Source organism: Pelosinus sp. UFO1 (genome assembly GCF_000725345.1).
In the GTDB taxonomy this organism is placed as follows: domain Bacteria; phylum Bacillota; class Negativicutes; order DSM-13327; family DSM-13327; genus Pelosinus.
The window spans coordinates 1,372,929-1,389,416 of record NZ_CP008852.1 but is presented as its reverse complement, the minus strand read 5'-3'; the positions used below and the strand labels follow the sequence as shown (position 1 = coordinate 1,389,416).

Genomic DNA, 16,488 nt, shown 5'->3' with positions numbered 1-16,488 from the left:
AACAAGCCAAATGCAAAATGAATATCAATAACTCAAAAGACTTTTCACAGTGGCATCACCATTAGAATTGTATTAGCAGAGACGAATCATGAATTAGGCGAATTCTGTTAATTTGACAGTACGTCCTTCATCCAATGATTTTTGTGCGGCTTTGGCAATCAATACAGGCATTAGCCCATCTATTCCTGTAACAGAGGGCTCGGTATCATTTAAAACCGCAGCCGTAAATTCTTGTGCCTCGGCGATAAACGCTTGATTATAACGTTCGAGGAAAAACCATTTTGGTCGTTCACTGCAAACACCATCTTTCGTACTGATCGTCGTCGTATCAATGAGATCATTGTAATCCTGCACGCAGCCTTTGTCACAATGCACTTCCACGCGCTGGTCGTAACCATAGTGAGCAGCCCGGCTGTTATCAATTACGCCAATAGCGCCGTTTTCGAATTTGAGCAAAACAATCGCCGTATCTACATCAGAAAATTCTCGGATTCTTTCATCAATTTTAATTGCGCCGATTGCTGTGACCTCAGTCACCTCACTACCGGAAAGATAACGCGCCATATCAAAGTCATGAATTGTCATGTCGAGAAAAATTCCGCCGGATGTACTTATATATTCCATTGGTTGCTGCTCGGGATCCCGCGAAGTAACCTTTACAATGTGTGGTTTGCCGACTTGGCCTGAAGCCACGATGTCTCTTACTTTTTTATGATTATGGTCAAATCGGCGTACAAAACCGACTTGCAGTTTAACACCTGCTTTCTCTACAGCTGCAAGCGCCTCGCGAATCTTAGCGGCATCAGTATGAATTGGTTTTTCGCAGAAAATGTGTTTTTTTGCCACTGCCGCTTGAATGATTAAGTCGGCATGCGCTTCTGACGATGAGCAGATGAATACGGCTTCAATTGTCGGATCGGCAAAAATCTGTGCTGGATTATCATAAATTTTATGTACGCCCAGGCCTTGTGCCCAAGCACGCATTTCATCATTTAGAAAAAGATCAGCTACCGCTTCAATTTTTGCATTAGGCACAGAAAACGCTAAATTGTTGCCATGCAGCTTACCAATTCTGCCCATTCCGATTATGCCAATTTTTAGCTGTTTTATCATTTGTTTTTCCTCCTAAAAATATATTAATTATAAAAATTGTTTTGTTTTTTCTGCTGCCAAACGAAAAACTTCATCGGGGTCCATCGCCCAATATTCTGGTCGGAAAAGCTCTACCGAAGCAATACCATCATAGCCTTTTGCATGAAGTTTTTGTGTAATTGCCGCAAGAGGGATAACACCGTCACCGGGAAACAATCTGTGGCAATGATCTAACACCGACAACGGCAAGTTTTCACTGTCATCAATGTGATAAACAAAGATCTTTTCTGCCGGAACGAGTTCAAGGGAATCAATATTCTGTAGCTTATTGTAAAGAAAGAGATTAAACGCATCCAATGCCACACCGACATTCTTTCGATCTACTGCATTGATAATGTCCATGCATTGTTCCAGATTGCGGACACACCAACGTGAGTTTCCGATAGGCTCAAATGCCAATTTCATTCCATATGATGTGGCGATATCGGATAATTTTCGCAGTACTTTAACACTATCGTCAAATATTTCCTTTTCCGTCTTTTGGATCATATCGTCACCCATTGTGGGGACAACAATGATATAAGGATTGCCAATTTTTTGCCCCATCTCACAAGCGAAGGTAAATAGCGCAACTACCTCTTCCCATTGTTGCTCCGTGCGAAAATTAATATCTTCAATAGAATTAAATGCATAAGGCTTGACATGACTTGTTTTAAAGAAATTTTGCAGTTCTTCTATGGAATGCCCTTTCAAATAATCTTTCAGCATATCCAGCCTAATTTCAATATAACTATAGTGGTACTTTTCACAAAGCAGTAAGTCTTTTTCCAAGGTAGAATTTCCTTTACAGGTAGCTTCATTTATCCCCAGTTTCATAGTTATTTCCCTCCTCCTAACTATCTTAAATTCGTTTTTTCTACTCCAATTTCCTACAATCAATAGTTTTGTAATTTTGAAAACATTGTTCTAATTGTTCAAGAGAACGTCCCTTTGTTTCGGGAAGCCATTTGGCAACAAATAAGATGGCCATAAATCCGCCAAAGGCAAATGTAAAGAAGGTCTGTGACAAACCAATGCTACTCAATAAAACAGGAAAACCTAATCCGACGGTAAAATTAGCTATCCACGAAAAAAACACTACCGTACCCATTCCCAGCCCCCGTAGACGCAAAGGAAATATTTCCGACATGATAAGCCAGGTAACAGGTGCGCTGCATCCTTGCTGAAAGGCCATAAAGGTAACTGTCATCGAAAGAATAAGATAAGGAAAATAAGATTGATCAGATAATGTCATTGAAGAAATGCCAATGAAACATTGTGTAATAGTCGTCATTGTAAGCCCTATGAGAAAGATTTTTCGTCGGCCGAGTCTTCCCAATAACCACATACCCACTAAAGTTGCTGTTACGGAAATAGCACCATTTGCTGTATTGGCAATCAAAGCTGCCTGCATACTAAAGCCGGCCTCTTTCAGAATTTGCGTTCCATAATAATTAATAGCATTTACACCCGTAATTTGTTGAACAATTCCAACTCCGATTCCAATAAATAAAAGTCGGCGAATCCAAGGTGTTATAGCAAACTCCTTTATATTTGCTTTTTCTAAATGCGCTTCAGCATCAGAAAGTTCTTTAATCTCACCTAATTCAACAACTGCACGTGCTTCATCCCGTACGCGTTTTAACACATTTAACGCCTCGCCGATCCTTCCTTTTGATACCAGCCAACGCGGGCTCTCTGGCATTGTAAGCATACCCACCCACAAAACCACAGCCGGTATTGTAGCAATAGATAACATGTAGCGCCAAATATGACCAGTTGACCCAAAAAGATTCCCCAGAATCGCATTCATAAGAAATGCTAAAAATTGTCCTGTTACGATCATCAGCTCATTTTGTGTAACCACACGACCGCGATCTTCCACTGGAGACATTTCTGCTAAATATGTTGGCACTGTAACTGAAGCACCGCCTACAGCCAAACCGAGTAAGAAACGAAATCCAATCATGACATCCGAATTTGGAGCTAACGCACAGCCGATTGTCGCAAAGAAAAATACGATAGCCAAATAAGAAATATTTTTTTTCCGACCGTATTTATCAGACAGACGCCCCCCCATTACAGCTCCCAAAGCCGCTCCAAAAAGAAGTGAACTTGCAACAAGGCCCTCCATAAAGGGAGTAAGATTTAATTGATCCGGGCGCGACATATACAGTAAAGCACCATTAACAACACCTGTATCATATCCAAAGAGTAATCCCCCAAATGTTGATATAAGTGCGATAATCCTTAAATATGATTTTGGTGTGGGTTTCTCTTTATTTAATGATTGATCTGGTTGTTGGAGAAGTGTCTCTTCTTTTGTAATTTGATTATCCATGAGCTTTATCGTCCCCTTCTACTACTTGATAAATTCCATTGGAGAATAAACTTGACCTAGCGGTCATTTTATTGCATTGTAATTAGCTATGTTGTCGTCCTATTCTGAATATTTTAAATGATTTAAAAAAGATGTTATATAAAGTTACTCCTCAAATAATTTTTTTAAAAAAACAGAGGCTTTTTCTGCCGCGGTCTGCCCATCCGGCTCTGGCAGGCATTCTACGGACAAATACCCCACATAACCGATTTCGTCTAATGTTTTAAGAATCTTCCGAAAATCAAACTGCCCACTTCCGGGATAACGCCGCGAATTATCGGCAAAATGCATATAACCGAGCTTTCCTTTACACCTTTGAATTGCAGTGACCGGATCACTTTCGTCAATCCCCATATGGAAGGTATCCAAGTGCACATAGCAATTGTCGATTTTATAGTGCTCTAGAAACTCCATCGTTTCTTCAGCCGTTGTGAATACATTAACCTCATAGCGGTTGATGACTTCAAGATTTAATTTCACATTACGCTTTGCTCCATAATCCGCAAGTTCCCTCAAATGCTTTGCCAATCTATCCATATATTTATCACGTTTACCGCCGGGTGGAATGTTACCTTTAACCCAGCCGACCACAAGATCAGCATTAAGTTTTTGTGCCATATCAATATACTGTTTCATACCGTCCATCGCAGCTTTAGTAATGTAAGGCACATCATCAATCAAGTTGCAGCGACCTTCTGTGTTCAGTCGACCCGTAATGACCATACAAACTTTTGTGCCGCACTCCTTTACGGTTTGTGCAATTGCAGAATAATTTAAATCCGCGGTTTCTCTGGTATGTACCTCAATCGCATCATAGCCTAAGCAAGCTGCCGCTCGTAGATTGCTGCAAATATCGCCCTGTAGTAAAATCGGTGCAGTATGCGGTGCTTCGTCAGCAGAAGATACCGCAAGTTTCCACTGTTTCATCCTTATCCCCCCCTTCTTTAAACGTTTGATTGCCTGATTAGTCGGAAAGAGTGAAGCATAACACTCACCCTTTCCAATTTCATACTCAGATTTTGTATTTGTAGAAAATTAAGTAAAGCAGATACCTTAATCCTTAAATGTCAGCATAACCTTACGCGCAATATCTTTATGGTGGCAGGCAAGATCCATAGCCTTGTCCAGCTCAAAGAAATCATAGTGATGAGAATTCAAAGCGGCAAAATCATATTTGTCTTTAATACGTGACATAAAGCGAATCGTTTTAGGGAACCATTTATTCGTACCGCCAGAACCAGAAAGGCGAAGCGTTTTCCAGATAGTCTTGCCGATTTCTACGGGTACTTTACGTCCAATAGAATGCCCTACTACACCAACACGGGCAGAATGACCAGCGATATCGAACAGCGAAGCAATACCGATGTCATTGCCGGAACATTCAATGACTACAGAGGGACCGCGTCCATTTGTCAATTCTTTTAATTTTTCTTCTACATTGCAAGCAGTCGGGTCTACCACATGATTTGCACCATAATTCAAAATATTCTGACGTCTTTTTTCCAAAGGGTCAATGGCGATAACATTAGCACCAGAAGCCGCACAAACCATTGCCGCACACATACCGATGGGGCCTGCACCAATAATGGCAATATCGTCGGAAGCATCGGGATTGCAACCGTTGCCCCATACGCCCCAATAGCCAACATTGAAGGTTTCTACCCAAGCACCCAATTCATACCCCCAATCATCAGGGATTACATGGGTATATTGTTCTTCTAAAATCATATATTCACCCCAACCGCCGGGAGAATCGGGACGAAAACCAAGTTCACGCATATTCAGGCAGGCAGAAGGCATTTTGCCATCTTTACAATTTGCGCAATTGTTACAAGGCAGTACGCAGTCACCAACAACTTTATTACCCACCTTTACTGAAGTTACAGCGCTGCCGATTTCTACAGCCTGTCCTGCCCATTCATGGCCAGGCACATACGGCGCTATATCGTAACGTCCTTCAGCGGATTCACCTTCATAGCATTCAACATCGGAACCACAAATACCGCAGGCTTTGAGTTTAATCAGCACCTGATAAGGTTGCAGCGGTGGCAATTCCAAATCCTCAAATCTTAAATCTTTCGGACCATACATAAAAGCAGCTTTACATTTTGTTGGACGTTTTTTCATTCTTCTTATCCCCTTTTACTCTTAATTTATAGAATAAGTTACTCAACCATTTTCTAATAGATAAAAAAGTCAAACATCAATAGGTCAGTGTATAAATATGACGACCGCCATTAGTCGGGCCTTTGATAACAGCTTCAATATCTTCACGTTTGCGTTGGGTTACTTTTTCAGTAGGAGGAAGCTCACCTGCCGGATACTTTTCCAGAATATCATTTACTAACTTTTCCAAGTAGTCCAATGTGCGTTCCACGCCAGCACGTGCCTTTTCAGCATCTGCCTGTGTAGGATCACCAATTACTCCTTCAGGCGTGCAGATACACTCCATACCTACCGACCCGAAAGCATTGTACCATTTGATCGGACCTACGCCACGTTCGGCCGAATTGTTGATATGTCCCGGCGGCAGCATGGGCGCTGCTTTGGTTGCAACAGCATATTCTTGTTTGCAAAGTTCAGGAAATAAAGCCAACGACCAGGATTGTTCCACCTCATCAGCATGAATGAACGGCGTATTGTAAGGACCACCATTTTCTTTAATATCAAGCTGCTCTTTAGCACAATTCCAGAAATGAACATATAAGACAATCCCGGGTACTTGAAATTTTTTACCAAACTTATGAATTGCCAATGGGATTACATAATCTTGTCCGTGCCCATTGACGACAATCATCTTCCGAAAACCAGTATTCCAGAATCCGGCGAATACATAGCAAAGATAATCTGCCAGTGTTTCTTCCGGTATCATGATAGTACCAGGCATGCCCAGATGATGATAAGGATGTGAACCATACCATATTGGTTGAGCTACCGTACAACCGGTTGCTTTTGCTACTTGTTCGCAAAGGCGCGTATCAAGATATGTGTCTTCACCATAAGGTGAGTTCGGTCCATGATTTTCTGTGGAACCGACGGGAATCAAAATGACGTCATTCTTTTTGAGTCTTTCCGCCACCTCCCGGTTCGTCATGTTCTGATAGTAGATGCCGTTATCTGCTTCCATATTGCCGCCTTTTGCGGGAATTTGCCATTTCGACATTGTTATATTCCTCCTAATTTTTTTATTTATTTTTGATATTTTGTAATTCAGCTTACTTCTCGTATCTTTCGGTTTTTTCTAATGCTGATTTTTTTATCATTTAACTTCAAGTAACGATGAGTACTTTTTTAGCTTCGTTTTTCATATGCCGTTGAAACCAGAACCTTTCCAGCTGTAATCTTCATTCCTTCTTCAATATCTTCGAGCTGATAACGTCCCGTGACCATTTTACGCATATCAATACGACCTGACGCCATTAATGCAATGACATCTGGATAAATCCCCTGACCGGATTGTCCGTTAGAGCCGCTGATGGTAGCTGCATTCCATTGCCAGTTAAAAATATCAACTGGCGTAAGACCAATGGTATGCCCAATTTGAATGGTTTTACCACCGATGGCTAGCGACTTGCCCATCACCGGATAGGTGAATTTCGTTGCGCCCGCACATTCAGCAAACAGCGAAATCCCAGCTCCATTGGTGAGTTCCAGAAGCATTTGCGCCTGCTCATCCGGCGATTTAAAATCTAACGGATTGTAGACTGCGTCGGCACCACATTGTTTAGCCAGCTCTACCCTTTCAGGAATGCTTTCAAAGCAAATCAATTTTGCCGCACCTGCTGTTTTCATCAGTGAAATTGCGGCAAGCCCAATTGGACCTGCACCAAACACCACCACATGCCCGCCAGGCCGAATACCACCACCGCGTACAAATAAACCATTATATGCGACGCCTGTTGGTTCAATCAGCGCCCCTAACTCTAACGCCGTCATTTTATCGCCATAATAATTGACAATATCATTGAGCGGATAACAATATTTTGCTCTTACAGCAGCATACTCGGCGAACCCACCATCATAGGTAAGTCCTGGTTCCTCTAAATCCTTACATTGATTGAACATCCCGCGGCGGCAAGCGTCGCATTCGCCACACCAATGCATGGATTCCACACCGACCAGATCGCCAACTTTTAATTTTTTGACCTTTTTACCAACTTCAACAATTTCACCAGAGAATTCATGTCCTGTGATAATCGGATACTTAGAATGTCCGTCATATTTGGAATAGCCGTTCTCATCCTGGCGCAGAAGATGTGCATCCGTGCCACAGATACCTGCCGCTCCAACTTTAATTAATACCTGATCGTCGTCGTATTTGGGTATGGGACGATCAACTACAGATCCTTTAATATTTTTCCAAATGGAATTGCCCCTCAGTGCCCGCTTAGTGCTTAGCTCACGCTCGGACAACTGGTATCCCTCCTTGGGAGCCCAGTCTGCTTCAACATAAAAAGCTCTCATTTTTGTCCCCCTTTTCATATCCGATTTACACCTTAATCATAAATTTATTCTGTATTTCTTTCTATACAATTCTTGTTTTTCTTATAATTCTCATAATTCTTATAATTCGCGTTTATTCTAAATATAGTAAATATTCAACTATTTTTTACTTTTACAGTTTCTATACAATCTTGCGATTTATACTTTTATGCTCTGAATTCCCGACATAATCTGTTTATTCAAGTCAAGCAGCAAAAAAAAATTTTAGACTATATAATTCTTGTTCTTCTTATAATTCTTATGATGCAAGCTTGTCTGAAATATACTAAAGAAATCAGCTACTTTTCTTTCTACAATTTCTACAAAATCTTGCGATTTATATTTTTACGCTGTAAATTTTGCCGCCATAGTCCTTTGTTCAAGCCCAGCAGCAAAAGAGTTTTTCAACATATCAATTCTTGTTGTTCTTATAATTCTTGTAATTCCTATACTTCGAATTTACTTGAAAAATGCTAAAAATTTCAGCTACGTTTGTTTTCATATTTTCTATATAATCTTGTGATTTATATTTTTACGCTGTAAAATTGGCAACTAAAATCTGGTTATTTAGCCAATCAAAGGAGACATTACAAAACCTAACTTGGTTTTATATGCCTCCTTTGATTGACGCTCGCTGTAATATTCTACTCTACACCCTAAACTTATGAGTTGAAAAATGTAATTCATCAGCCAATTTTGCCAGTTCACTGCTTGCTGACAACATTTCATCCATGGTAGCTGCTTGTTCTTCACTAGCCGCTGAAATAGTTTCAGCTTCTGCGGCATTTTCGCTACTTATTGCAGTTTTCTTTTAAAGATATTAATTTTATTATTGCTTATATCTTACCCGCTCCTGTACAACTTTTCTCTGTAGTAGTATTACTATTTGAGCTACCTGTATCTACTTTGACTTTTGAACTACTCTTCTTGGTTTTAATATCAAACCAAACAGCAGCAACCAAAATTAGACCTTTCACGATATACTGCCAATATGCATCTAAATTCATCATACTCATGCCGTTGTCAATCGTAGCCATAATCAAGCCCCCTAAAATCGCGCCGACTACTTTACCAACACCACCTGTCATACTCGTTCCACCAATAACGGCTGCAGCAATCGCATCCAATTCAAGGTTTAATCCAGCCTCGGGTGTGCCTGCATTGAGACGTGCCGCTAATATTAAACCAGCTATCGCTACTAACAATCCGTTGAGAGCATACACGAAGGTAATATTTTTTTCAACATTTATGCCAGAATATTTTGCCGCATCAATATTTCCACCAATGGCGTAAATTCTGCGTCCAAATGTTGTTTTTTCAGCGATAAATGTCAATATAAGAACAAGCACTAACATGATAAGAACAGGGACAGGAATACCTCTATAACTGTTCAGTATTATCACGGTAGCCACAACCAATAAGCTGTAGACGATACAGCGCAATATCATTCTATTCAAGGGTTCATCTAAATTATTGTATTTTTCTTTCGTTTTACGACTTACTATTTCGCCGCCAACTAAAAACAATATAGCAACTACCGCAATAATAAAACTAGTCAATTCACTTAAATAAGCTTGCCCAAAATATACCAGCGACTTTTGCAGCGGTGCAACCGTTGTGCCATGTGTAATACCAAGAACCCCGCCCCTAAACACAAGCATGCCACCAAGTGTTATGATAAAAGCTGGTATCCCTGTATAAGCTATTAAGCTGCCTTCAAGTAGACCAATTAAAAATCCAAGAGCAAGGCATATAGCGATTACCTCCGTCGTACCCATACCATGCCATACCTGAAGTGTTGTGCCAATACAGCCAATAAAACCCATAACTGACCCCACTGAAAGATCAATACCACCTGTAACAATTACCAATACCATACCTGTCCCCATTATTCCTACAATAGCCATCTGACGAACAAGGTTTGATATATTTCTTGATGTGATAAACGAACCGTTCAGATCCGTAAACCCCTTACTTGTTAAATACGTAAATCCAATCCACATAAGTATCAGCGCAGCGATCATTGTATACGTTCTTACATCAAACTTTTCCGTGCTAAATAACGTTCTCCCACTTGAAGCTGTTTTCTCCATAATTAACCTTCCCTTCCTGCCGACGCATGCATCAGTTTTTCCTGAGTGGCTTCAAAAACATCAAATTCACCAGTCACCATGCCATTACTCATCGTTATGATTCTATCGCTCATGCCTAATATTTCTTCCATCTCCGAAGAAATCATAATGATTGTCACGCCTTCATCTACAAGCTGATTCATAATCTTATAGATTTCATATTTTGCGCCAACATCAATACCACGTGTGGGCTCATCAAGTACCATAACTTTAGGCCCCATCATCAAACCCTTAGAAATAACAACTTTTTGCTGATTACCACCGCTCAGTGTATTGACTAAAACCTCGACATTGGGAGTTTTGATTTTAAGATCTTGAACATATTTTTTTGCTTCAAAAACCGTCTGGTCATTGTTAATCACCCCAAACTTAGATATTTTATTGAATGAAGACAAAATAACATTTTCTTTAATACTCATAATAAGATTAAGCCCTAACTTTTTTCTATCCTCACTTAGCAAAAACAGTCCTTTTTTTAAAGCATCCATCGGACTTTTAATATCAACTTTCTTTCCGTCAATGTAAACTTCGCCTACCGCCAGTGCATTAAATGCTCCATAAATCGATGTAAACAATTCCGTCCTTCCCGCGCCAACCAGACCGATAATGCCCAAGATTTCGCCCCGATAAGCTTTGATATTTACATTCTTTAGCAGCATCTTTCCAGGAATATCAGGATGATGCACGCTGTAATTTCTAATTTCAAAAGAAACATCACCTCTATTATGTGGTACCCTGGGAAACATATTTTTAAGTTCACGACCAACCATTAACGTGATCATGGTTTCTTTATTCATGCTTCTTTTATCACGAGTTTCTATCGTCTGACCATCTCTTAGAACAGTGATGGTATCACAAATTTTCATTACTTCATCAAGTTTATGAGATATATAAATACAGGTAACGCCTTTTTTTCTTAGACCATCAAGAATATTTAAAAGAATTTTAGCCTCAGCTTCTGACAACGCTGCAGTAGGTTCATCTAAAATCAACAGTTGCGCATTCGAAGATAGAGCTTTTGCAATTTCAACGAGTTGTTTATGACCGATCCCCAGATTTTTGATCTTATCATTGGGATTTACACAAATTCCCGAATCAGAATTTAGACCTATTTCCTTGAGTAATTCCGCTGTTCTTTTGAACATCTCATCAAAATTGACAATACCATATTTACTCGGTTTACTATTTAAAAAAATATTTTCAGAAATGCTAAGTTCGGGCACCATGTTTAACTCCTGGTGAATACAAGCAATGCCTGCATCCTCAACATTTTTGATACAGTGAAACTTTTTCTCTTCCCCATTAAAAATGATCTGGCCTCCATATAAACCATAAGGGTATACGCCGCATAAAATTTTTATTAAGGTAGATTTTCCTGCTCCATTTTCACCAACCAGAGCATGTATTTGTCCTTTTTTAACACTAAAGTTCACACCACTTAAAGCTTTAACCCCTGGAAACTCTTTCGTTATATTTTTCATCTGCAATAAATATTCTTGCATCCTTACACCTCCTAAGAAAAAATAGAATAAAAAAATATGCTGGTATTGCAAGGATATTTGTGGTGCATAGAAGAAAATTACAACTCTATACACCACATCAACATCCCAAAAAGAATTAATATTCTGTAAAATCAGATTATTCTAGATAGCAGGCCATTTATCTTTAGGAATATTTTTGTAGACTTCTTCTATTTTCTGGAATTTATCTTTTTTGATAAGAATCTCATCTATATTATTTTTATCAATAGCGATAATATCAACCGAAAAACTATCCACATCCTTAGTTTTATTATTAAGTTTTGTCCACTGCCCCAGTTTCGAATCAACAGCAGTCTTAACATCTTTGCCCGTAGCAAGAGCAACAGCGACATCCATAGCCGCTTGATTCAGTTTGGCAATGGGTTTATAAACAGTTCCTGTCTGAATCCCTTCAACAATTCTCTGGCAAGCAGCAAGATCAGCATCCTGACCAGCGATTGGCACCTTTCCTACAAGTCCCTGCGCGGCCATAGCTTGAATAGCTCCACCAGCAGTACCATCATTCGATGCTATAACACCTTGAATATTATTTTGTGCTGCAGTAAGACCGTTTTCTACATGTTTGAGAGCCTCATTCGGATCCCAGCCTTTACACCACTGTTCAAGAACTATCTTTATATCTCCCTTGTCTATATAAGGTTGAAGTACATTCCTCTGGCCCTGTGCAACTAAGTGGGCATTATTATCTTCAGGACCGCCCTTCAACCAAATATAGTTGCCTTTTGGGGCCTTTTCCACAACGAATTTAGCTTCAGCTTCACCAACTTTTACAGAATCAAAGGTAATATAATAATCAAGATCAGCGTTCATGATAAACCTGTCATAAGAAACAACTGGAATTTTAGCTTCATGAGCTGCGTTAACAATGGGAGCAGAAGCATCTGCATCAATAGACTGGACGATAAGAACATCAATACCTTGATTTATAAGATTTTCACACTGTGAAACCTGTTTTTGGGCATCGTCCTCTGCCGACTGGACAAGTACTTGAAAACCCTTATCTTTTGCATAAGCCTTAAACATATCAATTTCACGCTGCCAACGCTCCTGCTTAAGTGTACCAACTGAAATACCTATTTTAATATCCTTGATGTCTTTGGCTACTTTACTTCCTGAAGATTTACCTGAAGAGTTTGGGGAAGAACCGGTGTCTTTGCTACATCCAGCAGCAACAAAAACCATTAGCAAAACTAGTAATAATACCGAGATTTTTTTCATGATTTTCAATTAATAGCCTCCCTCTAATTTTTTTATTATTCTGTATCCAGTGTAACCGGATACAAAGAATAACCAGAATGTTACCTATCAACCAATATTAAATTAAATGTATTTATTCAAAGAGGAAGAAATTATTATCTAATGAAAGCTTAAATATAATGAGGCCTATTTGTTGTACCCTTTTTTAATCGATTACAGTATTTTCAAGTGTCTCAGACTGCCCTCTTTTCCATTTCAATCTACACTTTTATCATAGATTTATTCTGTATGTTTTTCTATACAATTCTTGTTTTCTTGCAATTCCTTCAATTCTCATAATTCTCACAATTCACGCTTCACTTTAAATATATAAAGAAATTCCGTTAACTTTGTTTCTATAGTTTCTATATAATCTTGCGATTTAAATTTTTATTCTGTAAAATCCGCCCCAAAAATCTGTTTAGTCAAGCCAAGATGCAAAGAAAGTCTTCAGCCAAAAGCACCCTAGAAATAGACATGAATCTTCTTCTATTTGCTCTCCTTATCACACGTACATAGAACTGGATTTCAAGGTACAAAAAAACAAGAAACCAGTTCAAAGAACCAGTCTCTTAGTGTAATATTCGCTTTACTGTCTATTGTACAGCAAGATTTTATTAGTGCTAACAAATCCTGCTAAACCATAAACAAAGCCCCTTGAAATTCTGAAAGATCAGCAACTACTCTATCGTTGATTGTACGATTATCTTTTTTCTTTAGTATATGAATTACGATATTTGCTGGGAGGCATACCAACGTATTTGGTAAAGAGAATATTAAAATGATTCGGATTATCATAGCCGACGATATTGGCAACCTGTGTAACGGAATATCGTGTGGTAATCAGCAGGCTCTGTGCTTCACCAATGCGACGACGCATAGTGTATCTCATGGGAGAATAGCCTATTGTATCTTTAAATACATGTGCCAGATAATATGGATTAATATGCATTGCTTCACTGATCGATTGCAGCGTAAGCGGTTCATCATAATGAGTGTCGATATACTGCTTAATACGGATACCAAGTAATTCATAGGTGTTTTTTTTATTTGCGGTGTCTTCCATTTCAGTTTTACGGATGATTTGCATTAACATAGCCACTAAAGAAACCGCAAGATAAGAGCAAGTTTCTTCCATTTGCTCTATGTCAGATGCCAGCAAAAAATAAATCATTCCCATTAAATTTTCCAATGTTTCAAACAATTCATTACTGTGAATGATCGGGCAAGTTGTTTTATTGATCAGACAGTTTTTATCAAATCCTATGATCTCTACATCAGTTAATGTACAGCAATAGGTATTCAGATTCTTGCTTTGGCTAGGATCTTCATCATGCAAAACATTACAATTGCAAATGATAATATCTCCTTTTTGGATAGAGTAGCGCTTCTCATCCACAATATAAACCCCACTGCCACTGCGCACTAATAGAATTTCTAACATGTCTTCATGTTTATGCAAGATACGGGGATAGACGCTATAACTAGCATCTATTTTGCTAGCTGAAAATAAGCGAGGCAATTTGCCATTTAAAAAATTGGAAGTGTAATCTGCTTTCATAAAACTTTGTATCAAAATAACACCTTCTAATACTTTAATAAATTCCTATAGCTTATTGTAACTTTATATATAATAAAAATATAGGATTTTATTAACACCTATTAAGAGTTAAGAATGAGACCTGATTCTCTTCTTTGAATAGAGAAAATTTTTAAAAACCACCTTGCCCGCCTGGAAAGGGAATTTTCATGAAAAAAGCGGTAAGAATTCACCTGTTATTTTACTATGTGGACTCAAAGATACTAGGACTAACGATACACTGGTAGAATTTACTGGAAGTCTGGTTGGATAGGCGTTCGCTATGCAGCGCAATAAATTAGTTGCAATGGCAGGATTAATAACAGGATATCCATTACCTTGGTAATGGCTTCTTCTGAGTATTTGTTAGCTCATTCACTGACGTGGAAATGATAGCCACGCCAGTTTGTTAATGGAAATTTAATATTATTAACTATGTCAGCAGAACCTTCCCCTTCGACATTTCTTAGTCAATAGCTTGACCGATGTACTTCGGCTGGCTTTTGTTAAAGGAAATCTAGTTTTTACAAATCGAATGCCATTATCGAAACATTGATGCCATGCCAGTGATAATCAATGCATTAGCAAAGTCAATAAGGAAGGCTCCTACCAACGAAACAATCATGATGGCTTGAGGGGCAGGACCGTATTTTTCGCTTAAAGATGCCATGTTTACTAAGGCATTCGGTGTGGCTCCCATACCGAAACCAACCATTCCTACAGAGGTTTGTGCGGCATCATAGTTGCGTCCCATAACAAAGTAAACAACAAGCCAACAGAAGAAGGCCATTAAAACAACTTGTCCAAGCAAGATTATCAGTAAGGGAAAGGCAAGATTAATGAGCTCCCACAGTTTTAGACCATTAATTGCCATGGTTAAATAGACAGCCAACGAAATATCTGAAATTACTTCAAGCGCACTACCCTTGATTTCATAAGTCTTAGTGAGATCGCCCAAGTTACGTATTATAGCAGCCACAATCATGGCCCCAATATAACCCGGAAGTGTAATTCCTGCTTCGGTTAAGTAGAAACTGAGGATAGAGCCTAACCCCATTGCAGCAAGTACGAAGCCCAGTGTTTTTATTAGACTATCGCTGCTAACAGAGTCTTCTTCCGACTCTACAGCTATGCTAGTAGCAGCTGCAATACCATTTTGTAACGGAGTAGGCACCTTGTATTTTTTTATTAATAATTCACCTAAGGGGCCGCCCATCAAGCTGCCTGCAACCATACCAAAGGTTGCGCATGCTATGGCAGCAGTAGTAGCTCCAGTTACTCCCCACTCTTCAAAAAGCGGCCCAAAGGCACCACCTGTCCCCAGCCCCCCCATCAACGTTACTGCGCCACTAATAATACCAAAAAGCGGATCAATGCCGGTAGCCTTGGCAAGAGCTATGCCAACAACGTTTTGAAGCACCGCCAATACAACGGATAACAAAAAGAAAATAATTAGCGGCATACCGCCTTTTTTCAGCAGCGTGACACTGGCACCCATGCCAATTGTACAAAAAAACATAATCATTAGAACTGTTTGCATTGTACTATCCAATTCAAATCCTAAAATCCCCTGTATACGCAGGAAAGTGGATAAACCAGCAAAAATTAACCCACCAATAACAGGTGCCGGAATACTAAGGCGTATCAGTACTGGTATTTTACGTCGAATAAATGAACCCAGAAAGTACACACCAAGAGCCAAAGCAACTGTTTGAATCATGCTTAGCTTGTAAATTAAAAGACCGCTTACAATTTTAGATTCCATAGTATATCTCCTCTTAAATTTAGTTTCATTTCTGGTTCTAGTATACTAAGGACTCTATGGCCGCTTACCCGAAGTGCCAGGCTAAACTACCTTTATTATCTCCAGTATAGTCCCTAAATGACGTGTAAATACTAGCCGCGCCAGTTTGTTAATGGAATTAAGTTATGTCAGCGGAACCATTCCCCTCGTCATGCATTAACATATCCGTGAGTTTTCAGGAGAACGAAGTTGTGACAACCTTG

12 protein-coding genes are annotated in these 16,488 nt (G+C 39.3%); all 12 read right to left on the bottom strand.

Annotated elements, in window-relative coordinates:
- Nucleotides 1-93 precede the first annotated feature (93 nt).
- Nucleotides 94-1,113 carry an inositol 2-dehydrogenase gene (iolG, locus tag UFO1_RS06195; RefSeq protein ID WP_038669177.1) on the bottom strand — a complete coding sequence of 340 codons (1,020 nt, stop codon included), beginning with the start codon at nt 1,111-1,113 and terminating at the stop codon, nt 94-96.
- Nucleotides 1,114-1,140: 27 nt separating this feature from the next.
- Nucleotides 1,141-1,968: a sugar phosphate isomerase/epimerase gene (locus tag UFO1_RS06190; protein WP_038669175.1), complete on the bottom strand. Its 828-nt coding sequence runs from the start codon at nt 1,966-1,968 to the stop codon at nt 1,141-1,143.
- Nucleotides 1,969-2,008: 40 nt separating this feature from the next.
- A complete protein-coding gene (locus UFO1_RS06185; protein ID WP_038669171.1) occupies nt 2,009-3,472 on the bottom strand; it encodes a sugar porter family MFS transporter in 1,464 nt (487 codons plus the stop codon).
- A gap of 144 nt (nt 3,473-3,616) precedes the next feature.
- Nucleotides 3,617-4,438 carry a sugar phosphate isomerase/epimerase family protein gene (locus UFO1_RS06180; RefSeq protein WP_038669167.1) on the bottom strand — a complete coding sequence of 274 codons (822 nt, stop codon included), beginning with the start codon at nt 4,436-4,438 and terminating at the stop codon, nt 3,617-3,619.
- Nucleotides 4,439-4,564: 126 nt separating this feature from the next.
- On the bottom strand, nt 4,565-5,638 hold the full coding sequence (locus UFO1_RS06175) for a zinc-binding dehydrogenase (protein ID WP_038669164.1): 1,074 nt from the start codon (nt 5,636-5,638) through the stop codon (nt 4,565-4,567).
- Between the two features lie 76 nt (nt 5,639-5,714).
- The gene (gene iolN, locus UFO1_RS06170; protein ID WP_038669160.1) at nt 5,715-6,674 is read right to left on the bottom strand and encodes a 3-dehydro-scyllo-inosose hydrolase; all 960 of its coding nucleotides are present in this window, start codon (nt 6,672-6,674) and stop codon (nt 5,715-5,717) included.
- 128 nt (nt 6,675-6,802) lie between these two features.
- Nucleotides 6,803-7,975, bottom strand: coding sequence for a scyllo-inosose 3-dehydrogenase (iolM, locus tag UFO1_RS06165; RefSeq protein ID WP_038669157.1), 1,173 nt, complete (start codon nt 7,973-7,975; stop codon nt 6,803-6,805).
- An 854-nt stretch (nt 7,976-8,829) separates the two neighbouring features.
- Nucleotides 8,830-10,086, bottom strand: a complete 1,257-nt coding sequence (locus UFO1_RS06160) for a sugar ABC transporter permease (protein WP_038669154.1) — start codon at nt 10,084-10,086, stop codon at nt 8,830-8,832.
- 2 nt (nt 10,087-10,088) lie between these two features.
- Nucleotides 10,089-11,627 carry a sugar ABC transporter ATP-binding protein gene (locus UFO1_RS06155; protein WP_038669151.1) on the bottom strand — a complete coding sequence of 513 codons (1,539 nt, stop codon included), beginning with the start codon at nt 11,625-11,627 and terminating at the stop codon, nt 10,089-10,091.
- A gap of 141 nt (nt 11,628-11,768) precedes the next feature.
- Nucleotides 11,769-12,893 (bottom strand): sugar ABC transporter substrate-binding protein, encoded by a 1,125-nt coding sequence (locus UFO1_RS06150; RefSeq protein ID WP_038669147.1) that lies wholly within the window; start codon nt 12,891-12,893, stop codon nt 11,769-11,771.
- Nucleotides 12,894-13,605: 712 nt separating this feature from the next.
- The gene (locus UFO1_RS06145; protein WP_038669145.1) at nt 13,606-14,478 is read right to left on the bottom strand and encodes an AraC family transcriptional regulator; all 873 of its coding nucleotides are present in this window, start codon (nt 14,476-14,478) and stop codon (nt 13,606-13,608) included.
- A gap of 544 nt (nt 14,479-15,022) precedes the next feature.
- Complete coding sequence (gene gltS / locus UFO1_RS06140) at nt 15,023-16,246, bottom strand: sodium/glutamate symporter (RefSeq protein ID WP_038669142.1); 1,224 nt, start codon at nt 16,244-16,246, stop codon at nt 15,023-15,025.
- Nucleotides 16,247-16,488: the final 242 nt, after the last annotated feature.